Raw genomic sequence first — 17,033 nt, 5'->3', positions numbered from 1 at the left:
TCTCCTTTTGTAAGAATGGACCTAAGGGTTTAATGAAGTTCAAGAGTATATCATATTCAATATATCAATATATGTTGATATATTGATATATTATTGCTATACTTACTTTACATATCATACAAGGAGTCAAAATGACACAGAAGCTTTTATCTCTATTTCTAGACTTTTTGCTTCTCTTTATGGAGCTGTCCATGCTCTTTATCATCATTTCTACACTTTCTGATTTTCTCAATCATCGCTATAAAAAGTTTTTTCAAAAACAACTCAAATCTACTTCACTCTATAGTTATCTTAAAGCAATATTTTTAGGAAGCATTACCCCTTTTTGCTCTTGCTCAACCATTCCACTTCTTAGAGCATTTCTAAAAAGTGGAATCCCTCTTGGGGTTTGCAGTGCTTATTTACTCACTTCACCTCTTATTAATCCCATCATTATTACCTTACTTTTTCTTACATTCGGATTTAAACTTACAGGGGCATATATTGGATTCTTGGTCTTTTGCATTTTCTTCATTTCTCTTTTAATTTCAAAACTTAATCCTTCTTCTTTACTCCTATCTAGCTTCACCTCTTATCAAACTTGTTGCACAAATAAATGGAGTGATCAGCCTAGTTTTACATCCACACTCTCCCCTTCATTTTTACTCAAATTTCAAACTCCTCAAGTTCTAAGGGATAAAAAAAATTTGATATATTTTTTGAAAAATTCTCTTATAGAATATAAAAAACTTCTTCCCTATATTGCTATAGGTATGGGGATAGGATCAGGGATTCATGGCTTCATTCCTCAGGAGTTCTTACAAAATACACTCAAAGAATATGGCGCTTTAAGCATTATTCTTGCAGCATTTTTAGGAATTTTACTTTATATCAGAGCCTCAATGATTATCCCTATTGGTGTAGTATTGATAGAAGGGGGTGTGCCTAGTGGTGCTGTAATGAGCTTTCTTATTGCTGGAGCTGGATGTTCGCTGCCTGAACTTATACTTCTTAAAAGTATGTTTAAGACAAAATTCTTAGCTCTTTTTGCAAGTATTGTGCTTTGTGTGGCAATTGGGTTTGGATTTTTTATAGAAATATTAGGAGTTTAAATGGAGCAGTTTTTAAAGGTAATGAGTGCACTCAATGATGAAAGTCGAGTAATGATTCTGTGTTTTTTATCTCATCATGGAGAGCTTTGTGTATGTGATCTTCAGCACTCTTTGGGAATGATTCAGTCCCGACTTTCCCGTCATCTTAAAATCCTTAAAGAAGCAGGATTTCTTCACTTAAAGCGTAAGGGTACTTGGGCATATTATTCCCTCTCCTCTACTCTCTCCCCACTCCATTGCTCTTTGCTTAATGAAATTTTATCCCTTAATCTTCTCCTTCCACCTATTAAAAGTTCTACTTGTAAAGAAGTGCACTCTAAGTAATGATCTTCACCTCACATTCTAGTTCTATCCCTCTTTCCTCTCTTACTCTCCTTTTCGCCTCAAAAATAACCCCTAAAGCTTCTTCAAACCTCCCACCTCCTAGATTAACTAAAAAATTTGCATGCTTCTCACTTAATCCCACTCCCCCCACTCTAAATCCTTTCATTCCCACAGATTCCAAAAGTCTTCCTGCAAAATCTCCATTTGGATTTTTAAAACAACTCCCACAGCTTGGTAAATGTGGATGAGAATTTCTCATCATTTCAAATACATTTATAAGCTCACTCCTAAAACCTTCAATTTTAAAAAATCTTGCTCCATAAATCACCCCATCTATTCCACTATGACGATAAGCAAAATCAAGTTTCTTACTCTCTACCCATTCACCATCTATACATACACTTTGTAAGATCTGTTTTATCTCATAGTTTTTCATTCCTGCATTCATTTTTATAAGCCCCCCCAAACTCCCTGGAAGCCCTCTTAAAAACTCTAATCCAAAAAGATTATTTTTTTTAAAATAACTATAAATCCTCCCACTGCTTACTGCCCCCCCAATCTCAATCAGCTCTCCCAAATCTAAAATATAATCAAATTCTTTGCCTAAAATATAAAGATCACTTGCATCTGGGGAAACCAGTATATTATTCCCTGCACCAAGAATCTTTTCTCTGTCATTTAATGCTCTGGGCTCATTTAAAAATTCAACCTCTAAAATCCCTCCAATTTTAAGGCTTGTATATTTGCAAAAATCAATACTTTTTTTCAAAATGGAAAACTCGCAATCAAATCAAAAATCCCCTTGGTATAGTCCAAAATCATATTCAACATCCAAGGGAGAGTAAAAATCAGCACTCCAATTACAGCTAAAATCTTTGGTACAAAAGTAAGAGTCATTTCATTGATTTGTGTTGTAGCTTGAAAAATACTTACAAGTAACCCCACAATTAATCCTGCCATCAACATTGGCAAAGAAATAAGGAGAGTAATTTTGTAAGTTTCAATAGCCAAGGCCATTAATTTGGCTTCCATTTTTTATCCTTTTAAAAATATACCATGCACAATAATGGGCATGATACTGAGTGCCCCAAGTAAAATGACACCCCAATTAATTCTATAATATTGTCTAAGAGCTAAAGAAGTCAAAATATAGACTAAAAATCCTCCAGCCAAACCATTAGCAATAGAATATGTCAAAGGCATAAGAACAATGGCAAAAAATGATGCAAGTCCTATGGGGAGATCAGTAAAATCAATATGTTTAACCTCTAAAAACATCATAGCTCCTACAACAATAAGTGTTGGATAAATTGCAAAACTCGGGATAGAGAGAAAAAAGGGAAGCAGGAAAAGTGTACAAGCAAAGAAAAATGCACAAAATACGGAGGTTAATCCTGTTCTCCCTCCCTCACTCACTCCACTTGCACTTTCTAAAAAACTTGTTGTTGTGGATACACCAAGACTTGCACCAATGACAGTCGCTGCTGCATCAACTTTAAGAGTTTTCTCCAAAGTCTCATCACCCTTTCCATCTTTATTTTGAAAAAGCCCAATTTTTGCACCCACACCTGCAAGAGTTCCCAAAGAATCAAACAAATCAAGTACAAGCAAAGAAATAATTGTTGGCACTAAAGCAAGGGTAAACACACCCATAATATCCATTTTAAAAGCAATTGGAGCAATAGAGGCAGGGGTTGAGAAAAACTCTTTTGGTGTATTGGAGATTCCAAAAATCCAAGCTAGAAGTGAGCAGAAAACAATCCCTATAATAAAAGATGCATGAATTTTTCTCACACTCAATGCCAAAATCACTCCAATGCCCACAAGCCCAATCCACACTTCTGGCTTATTTAATCCACCCAATTCGGGCAAACCCATAGGAGAAATTGTAATAATCCCCAAAGATCGTAGCCCAATAGTGCAAATAAAAGCACCTAAACCCCCCGCAAGAGCAAATCTAAGCCCCAAGGGAATGCTATTAATTAACCAAGTTCGAATCTTTGTAAAAGAGATCAATAAAAATACTACTCCTGAGAGAAAAACAACACCTAAAGCTTGTTCACAACTTAGTCCCATTCCCTTGACCATTCCATAAGAAAAATAGACATTTAATCCCATTCCCACACTCATTGCAACAGGAACTCTAGCCCAAAGACCACTCAAACAAGTTGCAATGACTGTAGCAAGAGTTACTGCAGTAATGAGCGCCTCTTTTGGCATTCCTGAATCCGAAAGAATAGAAGCACTAACGGGGATAATATAAAGCATTGAAATAAAGGTTGTAAACCCTGCAAAAGCTTCAGTCTTAAAATTACTACCACTTTGACTTACGCCAAAATAACGATCCAAAAAATTCATTTTGTGCTTCTCCTAAAATTAAAGAAATAAAGCAAGAATTGTAAGCTAAAAAGCCCCCAAATCCCTAGAAAAAAATAACTTTATCAATAAATTTGCATACTTATACAATGTAAGCTTCCATGCTGTCTGATTAAAGTTTGACAATTTATTCCAATGACTTCAAGGTGTGGAAGAGCTTTTTTAAGGACTTCAAGAGCAAGTTGATCATTTTTATCTCCATAAACTGGCACAAGTAAAGCCTGATTTACAAATAAAAAATTTGCATAAGTTGCAGGCAATCTCTCTCCTTCATCATAAATTGCGCCTACAAAAGGAAGTTTGATAAGCTCATAGGGATTACCCTTAAGATCTCTTAAATTTTTTAACTCATTTTCCATTGCCTTAAGCTCTGCATAATGCTCATCAGTTACATCATCACAAGAAATATAAGCAATTTGGGTGGGAGAAATAAAACGTGCAAGTGTATCAATATGGCTATCTGTATCATCTCCTGCAAGATACCCATGGTTAAGCCAAAGGATTTTCTTTGCACCCAAATACTCCTTAAGTTTAGATGTAATTTGATCTTGATTTAAATGAGGGTTACGATTTTTTTCTAATAAACATTGTGTATTTGTAAGAATTACACCTCCTCCATCACTCTCGATACTTCCACCCTCAAGAATCATATCCATAACCCTTAATTCATCACCAAACTCTCCCAACTTCTTAAGAGCAAAATTAATTTGATTATCCCAATGACTTGCAAACTTCAATCCCCATCCATTAAAACCAAAATCAAGTAAAACGTTTTTTGCATCCTCAATGAGATTAATTGCTCCAAAATCTCTTGCCCAAGTATCATTGCAATTGACCCCATACACCCTCATTCTTCCCTCTTTAATCTCTTGCACAAAAGTTTGAGAAATGATCTCCCTGCCCTCATCATCTTTGGGATGATGGAGTAAAATCACATCTTCAAATCTTAAAACTTCTTTGATGATTGCAATAAAATTTACTCTTGCATCTTGCAAATAAGGGTGCCAATCACTCCACTCATGAGGAAAAGCAAATAAGATTGCTCGTTGCTTCTCCCACTCTGCACGCATTCTTTTCATTCTTTTCTCCAAAATTTTTATATGATTTTACAAAACAAATAAGGATTGTACAAAATGATACTCAGTATTGAAAGTAGTTGCGATGACAGTTCTTTAGCACTCACACAAATTGAGGACTGCAAACTTCTATTTCATCAAAAAATTTCTCAAGATGAAATACATAGCACTTATGGGGGTATTGTGCCAGAAATTGCTTCAAGACTGCATGCACAAAGACTTCCAAAAATACTTGAAAATCTCAAAAGATTCTTAAATAATGATTTTTCAGATCTTAAAGCAATTGCAGTTACAACAGAGCCAGGACTCAGTGTAACACTCATTGAAGGGTTAATGATGGCAAAAACTCTTGCTCTCTCACTCTCTCTTCCACTTCTTTCAATTAATCATCTCAAAGGTCATATTTATTCTCTTTTTATCAATCAAAAAGAGAGTGTTTTCCCCTTAAGTGTTCTATTGGTATCTGGGGGACACACACTGATTTTAGAGGCAAGTCTTCAAGAAATAAAAATTATTGCACAAAGTTTAGATGATAGCTTTGGAGAAAGCTTTGACAAGGCCTCTAAAATGCTAGGATTTGGTTATCCAGGGGGACCAATTATTCAAGAATTGGCCACACACTGTACTCAAGAACTCTATTCTCTTCCCATTCCTTTGCAAAACAAAATCCTAGCCTTTAGTTTCTCAGGATTAAAAAATGCTATGAGACTTGAAATACAAAAACAAGCAGAGACATTAAATAAAAATGCATTAGCTTATGCATTTCAAAAAAGTGCATGCACCCATATTGTTCAAAAATGCAAATCCTACTTTTTAAATAAAAGGGAAAAAAATGAACCTATTTCTCATTTTGCTATTGTTGGAGGTGCAAGTGCCAATCTCTTCTTAAGAGAAAAAATTAAAAAACTCACACAATCTTTTAATATAAATCTCTTGCTTGCACCCTTAGAGTTTTGCTCAGATAATTCTGCAATGATTGGAAGGGCAGCAGTTCAACAGTATTTAGAAGGGAATTTTGCTGATATTATAAATTTAGATATTTCACCAAGGAGTAGAGAATTTTAAGTGGTGTCCCCAGAGAGATTCGAACTCCCGACCTTATGATTAGGAATCATATGCTCTATCCTGCTGAGCTATGAGGACAAAGACTCCCTAAAAGGGAGTGTAAGATTACTTAGCTTTAGCTACAAGATCTTTAAGACCTTTTCCAGGTTTAAATTTAGGAACAAACTTATCTGCAGTTTTGTAAGTTTTATTGCTTCCAGGAACTTTCCCTTCTTTTCCTTTTTGCATTACTGCTTCAAATTTACCAAAACCAACAAGCTCAATGCTCTCTTTTTTTGACAAAGCAGCTTCAACACCAGCCACAAAAGCGTTGATTGCTTTCTCAGCATCTTTCTTAGTTTCAAACTCACCCTTCTCTTTTACAATCTCGATAAATTCTGATTTATTCATCAGAAACCTCCATATGAAATAAAATCATCTTTGTAAATGCCAAAGATTAGGCTATTCTACAGGTTTTTCATTAAATAATCAAGCAAATAAGGGGATTTTTAGGGATACATTATTGTTTTTTTATACTTTTTTATACTTTTTGCTAAGCATAAGATAGAATCTAAAATTTATTAAGAAAATAACAATTAATCAAAGTAAGGAGTTCTTCTATGGTTAGGGTCGGAATCAATGGAAGTGGTCGTATTGGACTTTGCAGTGCAAGAATTATCGCAAATCGTACAGATATAGAATTAGGAGCTATCAACACAACAACAGATATTGATACACTCATTCATTTACTTAAATACGATTCTGTGCATCGTAGTTTTGAAGTACAAAAAATTGATGAAAATACCATTGCAATGGGAAATTCTAAAAATATAAAAGTTTTAAGCTCTAGAGATCCTAGAGAAATTGGGTTTGAAAAATATGCAATTAGAGGAGTGATTGAATGTACGGGTGCATTTAATTCACTTGCAAAATCAAGTGTTCATCTTCATGACAGTATTCAAAAAGTGATCATTTCAGCTCCTGCTGAGCAAACTCCTACTTTTGTTTATGGAGTTAATCATACAAATTATAAAGGAGAAAATGTAATTTCAAATGCAAGTTGCACAACAAATTGCCTTGCTCCGCTTATAAAAGTTTTAGATGATGCATATGGGATTATTGATGGTTTGATGAGCACAATTCATAGCTACACCAATGATCAAAATCTCCTTGATGTCAAGCACAAAGATATCCGTAGAGCCAGAGCTGCTGGATTAAATATGATCCCGACAAAAACAGGTGCTGCTAAAGCAATTGGACTTGTCTTACCCCATCTCCAAGGCAAACTTAATGGTTTTGCAATTCGTGTGCCCACTCCTGATGTTAGTCTTGTAGATGTAAGCCTCAATCTCAAAAATAAAACTTCAGTTGAAGAGATTAATCATTTGATGCAACAAGTTTCTTTGCAGGAGATGAAAGGAATTATTGAGGTTGATGAAGAAAAAAGAGTCTCAAGTGATTTTATTGGCTCAAGTGCAAGTTCAATCTTTATTCCTGATAAGACTATTGTTCTTAATGATACACATGTCAAAGTCCTTGCTTGGTATGATAATGAAATGGGATATTGCCATAGACTTGTAGATATGAGTGTGTATGCATTAAATCACTAAAATAGAGATAGAGTAATGGTAACTTTCAAGAATTTTTTTGAGACTATTGGGTCAAAATCTAGCCCACATCCCAATCAAAGTGCCCTTGATAGTCTTTATGATCTGATCATCAAGGAAAAAGTAGCGACATATAGTGGATATTATCACCTCCCTTTTGAAGATAAGGGCATTAAGGATTCTCAAGCCTATATACAATCTCATTACTCCCTACTCTCCAAAATCAAAAATCTTATTATCATTGGTGTGGGGGGAAGCTCATTAGGGACTAAAGCCATTGATACCATGCTTTGTCATCTTCCTTGTAGAAAAAATATTGCTCTTAAATTCTTAGAACATACAGATCCTATTGAGATTAATAAGGCTCTTCAAGGTGTAGAGGTCTTAGACAGCCTCTTTATAGTCATTTCAAAATCTGGGACAACTATTGAGACTTCCTCTTTAATGAAATATGTTTTAGCTCACTATAAGCTTTTAGAATATAAACATCATCTAGTTGTAATTACGGATGAAAACTCTCCCTTACAAAAATGGGCACAAAGTGTTAAAATTGACCATATTTGCATTGCTCCAAATGTTGGAGGAAGATTTTCAGTGCTCAGTTCTGTAGGAATTTTACCTTTGATGATTTTAGGTTATGATGTTAAAGGTTTGCTTGAGGGGGCAAAAAAATTTATGATGAATTTTTTGCATCGTCAAGAAGACCATATTCTACGCAAAGCAATTTTTTTAGCCAAAAGCCGCGATCGTTACCCAATCAATGTTTTATTTTCTTATTCTAGCTCTTTTAAAGATTTTAATGCATGGTATGTTCAGCTTTGGGCAGAAAGTTTGGGCAAGATTGATAGTTATGGAAAAAAGGTAGGTTTAACCCCTATTGCACTCATTGGGAGTATTGATCAGCACTCCTTCCTTCAACTCATTACACAAGGGGTGATGGATAAAACTGTAACTTTTCTTAACTTTAATCGCAAGAATTATTCTGAACCTAAGATTCCTGAACTCTCAATCCCCTATCTTGAAAGCACAGATTTTGTGAATAATACTTCTTTTGCAAAGCTTTTAAACTATCAGCAAATTGCAACAATGCAAACAATTCAAAATGAAGGAATTCCTACTGACGAAATAAAAGTAGATATTCTTTGTGAAGAAAGTGTTGGGATCTTGATCTTCTATTTTGAACTTTTAACCTCTTGTGTTGGAAGAATTTTAGATATTAATACTTATGATCAACCTGGTGTAGAATTTGGAAAGATTCGCCTTAAGGAGATGTTTTAATTACTTTAAATCTTGCTACAATTAGCAATATTAATTATTTGGAGGATGTGATGTTAGAAGTCGCTGGTATCGAATTAATGCAACAAGTACAAACAATCCGAGATATTGATGTTTGCAATAAGCGTGTGCTTATACGAGTAGATTTTAATGTTCCTATGGATAAAGAATACAATATCTCGGATGATACAAGAATTAGAGAGGCACTTCCTACAATCAATTACTGTATTGATCACCAAGCTAAAAGTATTGTTTTAGTTAGTCATCTTGGCCGTCCAAATGGTAAGAATTCTGGACTTTCCCTTAAACACATTGTCAAAAGACTCGAGAGATTACTAGGGAGAAATATTGTTTTTGCAGACGATATTGATAGTGCAAAAAGTATTCAAGCAACACTTAAAAATAATGCAATTATCTTACTTGAAAATATTAGATTTTATGAGGGTGAAGAGAAAAATGAAAGCTCTCTTGCACAAGAGCTTTCTAGTCTTTGCGATATATATGTTAATGATGCTTTTGGGACAAGCCATAGAGCGCATGCAAGTACTCATGGAATTGCAAAATATGCACAACAAAAGGTTGCAGGACTTCTTCTTAAAAAGGAAATTGATTCTTTTGCCAAAGCTTTTTCAAATCCACTCAAACCTGTTTTACTTATTGTAGGTGGAAGCAAGGTAAGCTCAAAGCTTGCATTGCTGAATAATATTCTTGGACTAGTAGATAAGATTATTATTGGTGGGGCAATGAGCAATACATTCCTACAAGCACTTGGACATAATATGCAAAAATCTCTTATAGAAAATAATTTGATTGATGAGGCAAAAAATATTCTTGAGCACGCAAGAGAGAAAGGTGTAAAAGTTTATCTTCCCGTTGATGTAGTAAGCACTCAATTTCTAAGTGATCCAAAAGAAATTAAAATCTCTCCAGTTCAAGATGTTCCTGAAAACTTTATGGCTGTTGATATTGGACCAGCAAGCACAAAACTATTCAATCAAGTTATCCGTGATAGTCAAACAATTATTTGGAATGGACCATTAGGAGTATATGAAATTTCACAGTTCTCACGAGGGACCTTCAGTATAGCTCATAGTATTGCTGATACTTATGCTTTTAGTCTTATCGGGGGTGGAGATACTGCAGATGCAGTAGATAAGGCAGGAGAGAGAGATAATATGAGCTTTATTTCTACAGGTGGTGGGGCTTCACTTGAGCTTTTAGAGGGGAAAGTTTTGCCTGCATTTGAAGTGCTGGATAAAAGAGGATGATATGCTTGTTTTTCTCAAAGAGAATTTACAAAAGATTTGTAAAGAAGAGATTTTAAATCCCGAAAAAAAAAATATTCTTTGGGTAGATTTACTTGAGCCAACAGGCGATGAAATTTCTTATATTTGTAAAACCTATAATATTGATATTCCTAGTCAAGAAGAAAGAGAAGAAATTGAAGAGAGTGCAAGGTATTGGGAAGATGATAGGAGCATTACAATCAATACTTACTTTCTTATGCAATTTAAAGAAGAAAAACGTATTGCAAATCAAACCATTACCTTTATCCTCAAAGACAACATTCTCTTTACTGTCCGATATGGAGAATTTAGAGGAATTGATGAGGTACAAAAAACTCTTCTCTCAAATCCAAAACTCTTCAACTGTGGTCTTGACATCATCAGTAAAATTTTTGAAGTGAGAGTTGAAAAAGATGCAGATATTCTTGAAGGTGTGGCTCGCTCTACTCGTGCCCTAAGAAAGAAGATCTTTGGAGATAATGAGGTAAGTCACGAAGTATTACAGCATCTCTCAAGACTTCAAGAGTTTAATATGGCTGTGCGGGATTCTCTTTTTGACAAACGTCGTGCAATTACTGCTATGCTTAGAAGTGTTAAACCTCATACGGATGTAAAAAAAACTTTAACAATTATTCTTAAAGACATTAATTCACTTATTGAATTTGCCAATACAAGTATGAATGCATTAGACAACATTCAAAGCCTTCTAACAAATCAAATCAATATTGAACAAAATAAAATCATTAAACTTTTCACTGTTGTTACGGTTGCCATGACACCTCCAACACTCATTGGCACAATTTATGGTATGAACTTTAAGTATATGCCTGAACTTGATTGGAGTTTTGGATATCCACTTGCTATTGGCTTAATGATTGCTTCTACACTTTTACCTATACTCTATTTTAAGAAAAGAGGCTGGCTTCAATAATTTTGATACAATACACCTTTTTTTTAAAAGGAGTATTTAATGTTTGAATGGTTGTTACAACCTGAAGCGTGGGTTACCCTCGTTACACTCACTACCCTAGAAATTGTTTTAGGGATTGATAATATTATTTTTATTGCAATTCTTGTCAATAAACTCCCCGCTCATCAAAGAGATAGAGCAAGATTCTTTGGCCTCTCTTTGGCAATGCTTACACGTATTGGTTTGCTTGCTTCACTTTTTTGGATTATGAAGCTTATAAAACCTTTATTTTATATTGGAGAAATGGGAATTTCTGGGAGAGATTTAATCTTGATTATTGGGGGAATCTTTTTGCTTTATAAAAGTACAAAAGAAATTTATGAGCAAACAGAAGTTCATCAGCAAAAAGAAGAAAATAAGTCTAAAGGTGGATTGATTGCCATACTCATTCAAATTGCATTTTTAGATATTGTCTTCTCTCTTGATTCTGTGATTACTGCTGTTGGAATGGCACAACAACTTGAAATCATGATACTTGCAATTATCATTGCCATTGGTGTTATGATGTTTGCCTCAAGAGGTATTGCTCAATTTGTGGATACACATCCTACGATTAAAACCCTTGCACTTGCATTTTTATTGATGGTAGGGATTGTTTTAATTCTAGAAGGTTTTAAAATCCATATCCCAAAAGCTTATATCTATTTTGCAATGGGCTTCTCATTTGCAGTAGAGCTACTCAATATTTATATCCGCAAAAAAAGCAAACAATCTTAATCTTTTATTTTTCTCCTAGCTCCTTTTGGGGGCAGAGGATTTGCAAAAAATGATTCTCTAAAATCTTTTTATCTTTTAGCTCACATAAAAAATTTGCAATCTCTTTTGTTTTAACTATATGAGGCTCATCATCAATATTTGCCCCAACAATCCCTACAAGTCGTCCATCTTTTGTGTAATACCCTTTACCATAAGAATATTTATAGCCCTCAAAACTACTTGTTGACTCGCGAGCCAAATCTTCAATTTTTCCCTTCAGTGGAGTAATTTTTGTTTGAAAAGAATTAATAGGGCTAATTGTTGCAGAGTAAAGCACACTATATTGCTCATCAAGCTCTCTTGGATCAAAAACATCAATCCAGTTTTTAGAATAAATTTGATCATGATAGAATGATTTTTCTCTAATATTGCAATATGCATCAGTATATTCCAAAGTTTCAAGCACTGCTAAACCTCTTTGTAAATCAAGTGCTTTAACTGAAAGTTTTGCAATACAAATAAAAGGCGGTATATTATCATCTTGCATCATGGCATAGCTTGTACGTGGATATATATTTTTGTTATACACCATATTTGCAGAAGTTAAATATAACCCATCATGAAGCAAAATTCCATAACTTCTCTTAATCACTCCATCTAAAAATGTTGTTGTAATCACTGCAGTTCCATAAATCCAATCTTCATTTCCTACAAGCCTTGTATGATTTTGCTTTTGTTTTTTTTGTGAAAAATTATATCCCTCATAAGGATTCTCACTCCTTATTTCTTTTGTATTGTTAGACTTTGAAGAATTTTTAGAATGCTTAAGTTGTATTGAACCCTTAATATTTTTTTGTTTAGGCTTCATAGAATCGCTTTGTTTACTTGATTCCTCTAGCAAAGCTCTCTGTTCTTTTGTTAAAGGAATAGTTTTTGGAACACTCTCCTCAATCTTATCTTCTGATCCCATCAAAAAAACAGCAAATAATACATACCAAATTTTCTTCATTTTCACTCACTCAAAATTTTATTCAATAAATCGGTAAAATATCCAAAACTCTAAATAAAAGGATATACAAATTATGGCAGTAAAAATTTATGAAATTACCCCTGAAGAAATTGCTAAAGCAAAATATGCAACCATCATTACCAATAAAGGTGCAATGCATTTTGAACTCTTTGGTGAAGATGCTCCACAAAATGTCATCAACTTTATGACCTTGGCAAAAGAAGGATTTTATAAAAATTTAACATTTCATCGTGTAATTCCAAACTTTGTCGCACAAGGAGGATGTCCAATTGGAAATGGTTGCGGAGGACCAGGATACAGCATTAAGTGCGAGGTGCAAAATAATCCCCACAAACATATTAAAGGCACACTCTCCATGGCTCATGCAGGAAGGGATACAGGGGGAAGTCAGTTTTTTATCTGTTTTACTTCTTTACCCCACTTAGATGGAGAACACACTGTATTTGGACAAATCATTGATGAAGAAAGTCTAAAAGTTCTTGATAAGATTAAGGGTAATGACATCATTGAAGATATTATTGTCTCAGAAACTCTATCTCAATAACATGCCTTTTAAAAAAAAGGGGGGGGGGATTATTTTTCAGGAATTGTATTGATGACTTCTTGTAGATTTGGCTTTTTTCCCAAATATTGCTCCACTTGCTCATCGCTTAATTTTTTCCAAATTAATGTCTTACCAAAAGTCCAAACTGTTGCTCTTACCTTAAGTGTATCTCCCTCAAGTTTTGCACTTGCACTATAAGTTTTTCCATTAGCATAATTATAGATTTTGCCTCCATCATACTCATCTCCCTCTTTGGTTAATCCCCATAAAAATACAACTCCTCTTAAAGGCCTTCCTCGAAGTTTCTCATTAGGATTATTTTCATCATAACTTACACTTCCATCAGTATTGGCAAATCCATAGGCATAATATTGATTATCTTTTTGAAAAATCTCAACAATTGTTTGATTTCCTGTATCATTTTTTTCCAAAATATAATATCCACAGATCTCTTCTCCAAAAGCAAAACAGCCTAAAAGTAGAGCAAGAAAAATTTTCTTCATATTTCTTCCTTTATAAAATTAAAGTATAAATTGTATCTAAATTTTATTCATGCTTTAGAGCATCAATTGGATTGAGTTTTGATGCCCTTCTTGCTGGAAGATAACCAAAAAGAATTCCAATAAAAATAGAAAAAATAAGTGCATAGAAAACAATATTTAAATCAAATACAAAAGGCATATTAAAGAATTTAGTGAGTCCAATACTTACTCCAATAGAAAGTAGAATTCCCAAAAATCCACCTAAAAAACTAAGAACTATAGATTCAATTAAGAACTGCAAAAGTACTTCTCCTCCCGTTGCACCAATAGCAATTCTTATCCCAATCTCTTTTGTTCGTTCAGTCACAGAGACCAGCATCATATTCATAATCCCAATTCCCCCTACAAGTAAAGAAATTCCAGCAATAGCTGTGATAAAAATTGTCATCATTTGGGTAGTGGAATTAATTGTTTTTAAAATCTCCTTGGTATCCATAATTGAAAAAGGATCCTTCCCTCCATCCTGAACTCCTCTAATCTCTCTAAGAATCTTTAATATCTCCTTAACTGCTTGAGCAGAATCAATTCCATCCTTGAGTGAAATATAAATATATTTAATATTATTAAGAGAGGCATTGGAATTAACTTGGGAGTTAAAGGTCTTAATAGGGACTAAAATCATTTCATCTTGACTTTGACCCATTACCCCCTGCCCCTTGGTCTCAAGCACACCAACAACACTGCAAATAAAATTTCCAATCTTTAACTGACTTCCTAGGGGATTTTTTTCTTGATAAAGCGTGTCTTTTACTGTACTTCCAATAATGCAGACCCTTGAAATATTTTCTTGATCATCATGAGAAAATTCACGACCAAGAGCAACTTGAGAATTAGTGGTCTGAAAATACTCTTCTCCCACTCCAGAAATACTGCTTAAGAGATTCTTCCCTTCATATTGTACAATTGCATCAGCAACTGAAACGGGGGATAGACTAGAGACCCATGCTCTGATTCTTGAAGACAGTAAATCAACCTCTCTTAGAGAAAATAATTTTTTCCCTGCACTCACTCCTCGTGAATCTAAAGATTTTGAGGGTCTAATAATTAAAAGATTACTCCCAAGAGAAGAGATGCTTTGAGTGATATTAAGCGTAGTGGCTTTCCCAAAATTAACCATACTCACAACTGAGGCAACACCAATAATGATTCCAAGCATTGTAAGAATAGAACGCAAAAGATTCCTATAAATCTGTCTAAATGCGATTGCAAAAGCATTCCAAATCATCTTTTTATCTCTTTTTGAATCTTTCCATCAAGAAAGTGAATTTCCCTTGAAGCATAGCTTGCCATATTGCTCTCATGTGTCACCATTAAAATCGTAATACCCTCCTGGTTTAATCCTTGCAAAATCTCCATAATCTCAATACTCCTTTGAGTATCAAGATTTCCTGTTGGCTCATCAGCGATAAGAAAAAGTGGGGAAATGACTAATGCCCTAGCAATTGCAACCCGTTGCTGTTGTCCTCCACTAAGCTGTGCACTTGTGTGATTGGCCCACCTCTCTAGTCCCACTTTTGCCAAAGCTTGGAATGCAAGCTCCCTTCTTTGTTTTTTCTTCATACCCTTATAAATCAAGGGAAGTTCAACATTCTCAAGTGCAGTTGTTTTAGGCAAAAGATTAAAACTTTGAAAAATAAAACCAAAATAATTTCTTCTTAGTCTTGCTTTCTGATTAAAATCCAATTCACATACATTCACACCACAAAAATCATAAATCCCACCATCCGCTTCATCTAGACATCCTAGGATATTTGAGAGTGTAGATTTTCCTGAACCGCTTGGACCCATTAAGGAGATAAAATCACCCTTATGAATCTCTAAATCTACTCCCTTTAAAACTTCAAAAGCATTCTCCCCCTTCCCATATGTTTTTCTTATTCCCTGTAGATTTATAAAACTCATTGCTCTTCTCTCATACCCACAATCACTCTGCTTACTTCATCTATTCCTTCAACTTCAACTTTTTTACCATCAGTGATTCCTACTTTAATCTTTTTACTCACAGGTTGATCTCCCTGCAAGATCCAAATTTCATCTTCTCCCCCTGTATCTATTTTTTGAGAGTTAGGTTTTAAACTTTTTTGACTCTTCATAGGAGGAGCGAAGAAGAAGCTACTCTTTTTGCTCTGTGTATGCCCAAGAGTTTTAGGAGAAAAATAAAGTGCAGAAACAGGAAGCAAAAGAACATTTTTATGATTAGCTACAACAATATCTGCTGTTGCACTCATTCCTGGTCGAAGAAGCAAATCTTTATTGGCAACATTGATTGTCACCTCATAACTCACAATATTATCTGTTGTTGTGGATCCATAATTAATCTTATCCACCTTTGCAAAAAACTTATGATGAGGATAAGCATCAACATTAAAGCTTAAAGATTGATCTGGACTGATCTTACCCACATCACTTTCGGCAATTTGAACAACAAGCTTCATTTCTTCAAGGTTTTGTGCAACTCTAAAAAGTTCAGGTGCCGAAAAACTTGCAGCCACAGTTTGCCCTACATCTATACTACGCGTAAGCACAACTCCATCAATAGGAGAAGTAATGATTGTATTATTTAGATCAATTTTTACTCCATTGATATTGGCTTCAATTTCTGCAATATTTCCCTTCTTACTTTCAATATCTGATTGTGCAATTTCATAGGCAACTTGAGCAGTTTGCACATCAGCAAATGAAGGATACTTACCCTTGCTTTGTTTATAAAGTTTTTGCAGTCTTTCATATTGCCATTTTTTATCTTTAAGCGTAGCTTGGAGTGAAGCTAATTGGGCTTTTGCACTTTTAAGTTGAGCCTCAAAACGACTTAATTCTTGCAGAATTTTTTGATCATCAATCTTGGCTAAAACTTGCCCTCTTTTAACTAGATCATTGGTATCAACATAAATTTGAGAAATGATTCCAGAAACTTGAGAACCAATTTGGACTTCATTAAGAGGGTTGAGTGTACCTGTGGCCGAAATAATTGTAGAGATATCCCCCTTTTGGGGTTCAACTGTATCATAAACAATTCTACTTTCTTTAGGTTGAAAATAATAATATACCCCACTCCCGCAGCCTATCAATATAATTAAAAAATAACTTAAGATTTTATAAAACTTTTTCTTGGGCTTAATGACTGAGGCAATATCTTCCATTTTTTTCCTTAACAACATTTAATTTCATAGTG

At 34.4% G+C, this 17,033-nt stretch carries 19 protein-coding genes and 1 tRNA gene; 9 read left to right on the top strand and 11 right to left on the bottom strand.

Going from position 1 to position 17,033, the window contains the following annotated elements:
• Nucleotides 1-131: 131 nt before the first annotated feature.
• Both CQA62_RS02885 and CQA62_RS02880 read left to right on the top strand, forming a co-directional pair.
• Nucleotides 132-1,091, top strand: coding sequence for a permease (locus tag CQA62_RS02885; protein ID WP_104724396.1), 960 nt, complete (start codon nt 132-134; stop codon nt 1,089-1,091).
• Nucleotides 1,092-1,415: an ArsR/SmtB family transcription factor gene (locus tag CQA62_RS02880; protein ID WP_104724398.1), complete on the top strand. Its 324-nt coding sequence runs from the start codon at nt 1,092-1,094 to the stop codon at nt 1,413-1,415. It abuts the gene before it with no gap.
• Here the strand turns inward: CQA62_RS02880 and CQA62_RS02875 are convergent.
• From CQA62_RS02875 to CQA62_RS02860, 4 genes are all read right to left on the bottom strand, one after another.
• Complete coding sequence (locus tag CQA62_RS02875; RefSeq protein ID WP_104724400.1) at nt 1,408-2,187, bottom strand: UDP-N-acetylmuramate dehydrogenase; 780 nt, start codon at nt 2,185-2,187, stop codon at nt 1,408-1,410. The genes CQA62_RS02880 and CQA62_RS02875 overlap by 8 nt on opposite strands.
• On the bottom strand, nt 2,181-2,447 hold the full coding sequence (fliQ, locus tag CQA62_RS02870) for a flagellar biosynthesis protein FliQ (protein WP_104724402.1): 267 nt from the start codon (nt 2,445-2,447) through the stop codon (nt 2,181-2,183). The genes CQA62_RS02875 and fliQ overlap by 7 nt, the downstream gene beginning before the upstream one ends.
• Nucleotides 2,448-2,450: 3 nt before the next feature.
• Nucleotides 2,451-3,773, bottom strand: coding sequence for an NCS2 family permease (locus CQA62_RS02865; protein ID WP_211305524.1), 1,323 nt, complete (start codon nt 3,771-3,773; stop codon nt 2,451-2,453).
• A gap of 83 nt (nt 3,774-3,856) precedes the next feature.
• On the bottom strand, nt 3,857-4,870 hold the full coding sequence (locus CQA62_RS02860) for an agmatine deiminase family protein (RefSeq protein WP_104724404.1): 1,014 nt from the start codon (nt 4,868-4,870) through the stop codon (nt 3,857-3,859).
• A gap of 54 nt (nt 4,871-4,924) precedes the next feature.
• Between CQA62_RS02860 and tsaD the strand changes: the two genes are divergently transcribed.
• The gene (tsaD, locus tag CQA62_RS02855) at nt 4,925-5,932 is read left to right on the top strand and encodes a tRNA (adenosine(37)-N6)-threonylcarbamoyltransferase complex transferase subunit TsaD (RefSeq protein ID WP_104724406.1); all 1,008 of its coding nucleotides are present in this window, start codon (nt 4,925-4,927) and stop codon (nt 5,930-5,932) included.
• A 1-nt stretch (nt 5,933) separates the two neighbouring features.
• On the opposite strand, the gene CQA62_RS02850 is transcribed toward tsaD, so the two are convergent.
• A tRNA-Arg gene (locus CQA62_RS02850) sits at nt 5,934-6,010 on the bottom strand.
• 27 nt (nt 6,011-6,037) lie between these two features.
• Nucleotides 6,038-6,322: an HU family DNA-binding protein gene (locus CQA62_RS02845; protein WP_104724408.1), complete on the bottom strand. Its 285-nt coding sequence runs from the start codon at nt 6,320-6,322 to the stop codon at nt 6,038-6,040.
• A gap of 209 nt (nt 6,323-6,531) precedes the next feature.
• On the opposite strand from CQA62_RS02845, the gene gap reads away from it, so the two are divergent.
• From gap to CQA62_RS02820, 5 genes are read left to right on the top strand one after another with little or no spacing between them, the layout of a single operon-like run.
• Nucleotides 6,532-7,521, top strand: coding sequence for a type I glyceraldehyde-3-phosphate dehydrogenase (gap, locus tag CQA62_RS02840; RefSeq protein WP_104724410.1), 990 nt, complete (start codon nt 6,532-6,534; stop codon nt 7,519-7,521).
• A 15-nt stretch (nt 7,522-7,536) separates the two neighbouring features.
• Nucleotides 7,537-8,796 (top strand): glucose-6-phosphate isomerase, encoded by a 1,260-nt coding sequence (locus tag CQA62_RS02835; RefSeq protein ID WP_104724412.1) that lies wholly within the window; start codon nt 7,537-7,539, stop codon nt 8,794-8,796.
• Nucleotides 8,797-8,846: 50 nt separating this feature from the next.
• Nucleotides 8,847-10,061, top strand: a complete 1,215-nt coding sequence (locus tag CQA62_RS02830) for a phosphoglycerate kinase (protein ID WP_104724414.1) — start codon at nt 8,847-8,849, stop codon at nt 10,059-10,061.
• Between the two features lies 1 nt (nt 10,062).
• Entirely contained in the window at nt 10,063-11,010 is a 948-nt protein-coding gene (gene corA / locus CQA62_RS02825) for a magnesium/cobalt transporter CorA (protein ID WP_104724416.1), read from the top strand.
• Between the two features lie 39 nt (nt 11,011-11,049).
• The gene (locus CQA62_RS02820; RefSeq protein ID WP_104724418.1) at nt 11,050-11,766 is read left to right on the top strand and encodes a TerC family protein; all 717 of its coding nucleotides are present in this window, start codon (nt 11,050-11,052) and stop codon (nt 11,764-11,766) included.
• A 4-nt stretch (nt 11,767-11,770) separates the two neighbouring features.
• Here CQA62_RS02820 and CQA62_RS02815 read toward each other — a convergent pair whose 3' ends face one another.
• Nucleotides 11,771-12,754 (bottom strand): hypothetical protein, encoded by a 984-nt coding sequence (locus tag CQA62_RS02815; protein ID WP_104724420.1) that lies wholly within the window; start codon nt 12,752-12,754, stop codon nt 11,771-11,773.
• Between the two features lie 70 nt (nt 12,755-12,824).
• On the opposite strand from CQA62_RS02815, the gene CQA62_RS02810 reads away from it, so the two are divergent.
• A complete protein-coding gene (locus tag CQA62_RS02810) occupies nt 12,825-13,319 on the top strand; it encodes a peptidylprolyl isomerase (RefSeq protein ID WP_104724422.1) in 495 nt (164 codons plus the stop codon).
• A gap of 29 nt (nt 13,320-13,348) precedes the next feature.
• Here CQA62_RS02810 and CQA62_RS02805 read toward each other — a convergent pair whose 3' ends face one another.
• The 4 genes from CQA62_RS02805 to CQA62_RS02790 are packed head-to-tail and all read right to left on the bottom strand — an operon-like array spanning nt 13,349 to nt 17,001.
• The gene (locus CQA62_RS02805; RefSeq protein ID WP_104724424.1) at nt 13,349-13,822 is read right to left on the bottom strand and encodes a DUF2147 domain-containing protein; all 474 of its coding nucleotides are present in this window, start codon (nt 13,820-13,822) and stop codon (nt 13,349-13,351) included.
• A gap of 43 nt (nt 13,823-13,865) precedes the next feature.
• Nucleotides 13,866-15,086, bottom strand: coding sequence for an ABC transporter permease (locus CQA62_RS02800; protein ID WP_104724426.1), 1,221 nt, complete (start codon nt 15,084-15,086; stop codon nt 13,866-13,868).
• Entirely contained in the window at nt 15,083-15,763 is a 681-nt protein-coding gene (locus CQA62_RS02795) for an ABC transporter ATP-binding protein (protein WP_104724428.1), read from the bottom strand. Before CQA62_RS02795 ends, CQA62_RS02800 begins: the two co-directional genes overlap by 4 nt.
• The gene (locus CQA62_RS02790; RefSeq protein WP_104724430.1) at nt 15,760-17,001 is read right to left on the bottom strand and encodes an efflux RND transporter periplasmic adaptor subunit; all 1,242 of its coding nucleotides are present in this window, start codon (nt 16,999-17,001) and stop codon (nt 15,760-15,762) included. Before CQA62_RS02790 ends, CQA62_RS02795 begins: the two co-directional genes overlap by 4 nt.
• Between the last annotated feature and the right edge of the window lie 32 nt (nt 17,002-17,033).

Source organism: Helicobacter cholecystus (assembly GCF_003364215.1).
In the GTDB taxonomy this organism is placed as follows: domain Bacteria; phylum Campylobacterota; class Campylobacteria; order Campylobacterales; family Helicobacteraceae; genus Helicobacter_G; species Helicobacter_G cholecystus.
This window is presented reverse-complemented; position numbering and strand designations above follow the sequence as displayed.